The organism is Actinocatenispora comari, assembly GCF_017312725.1.
Lineage (GTDB): Bacteria > Actinomycetota > Actinomycetes > Mycobacteriales > Micromonosporaceae > Actinocatenispora > Actinocatenispora comari.
Map to the genome: position 1 here is coordinate 1 of NZ_BOPO01000067.1, position 674 is coordinate 674.

Annotated in this window: 1 pseudogene; it reads right to left on the reverse strand. The window is 77.7% G+C overall.

Going from position 1 to position 674, the window contains the following annotated elements:
- Window positions 1–384: 384 nt before the first annotated feature.
- A pseudogene (locus NUM_RS18840) lies at window positions 385–674 on the reverse strand (hypothetical protein); the annotation flags it as partial.

Below are 674 nucleotides of genomic sequence, written 5' to 3' on the forward strand. Positions count from 1 at the left end.
GGCTGCTGGCAGCTCGCCGCGGTGGGCCAGCCCGCCGGCAGCCCGCCGCCGCCCACCCCGGCTGGCACGTTCGCGGCGGCCGGCGGCGCACCCACGTACGGCGCGGCGGCCGGCGCGGGGGTGCGCTGGCTCGGCGGCTGCGCCGGCGCCTTCGACCCGCACTGGTCGCAGTAGCCGTCTGGCGCGTAGTGGCCGGCACATCCGGCCTGCTGGCACGGCGCCGCACTCGGGTGGGTTCCTCCTTCGTCGGAACCCACCCGAGGCACGGAGGCGTTGTCCCCATGATTCGCTCGCTGCCGCTCGCTCATGGCCTTCCCTCCCTCGTCGGAACGCCCACCAGGCGCTGGTCCGCGCGGCAACCACGATCCGCTCGCTGACGCGTCCTCATGCCGACCCCTCCCGCTGCCGCACCAGCTCGGACAGCGCCTGCTGGTAGCCGTACACCGCGCGGGTGGCGGCCGGCAGGTCGCACGGCGCGGTGTAGAGCAGCCGCTCGGCGGCGGAGTACTGCCGGGCCACGTCGGTGTCCTCCAGCCGGCCCAGCGCCGCGGCCTTCGCCCGGTAGGCGGCGAGCCGGCCACGCAGCTCCTCCCGCCGGGCGAGCAGCCCGTCCGCCGCCGACCGCAGCTCGCGGGCCCGGTCGGCGGCCGCGGCGATGTCCCGTTCGGTCGCGG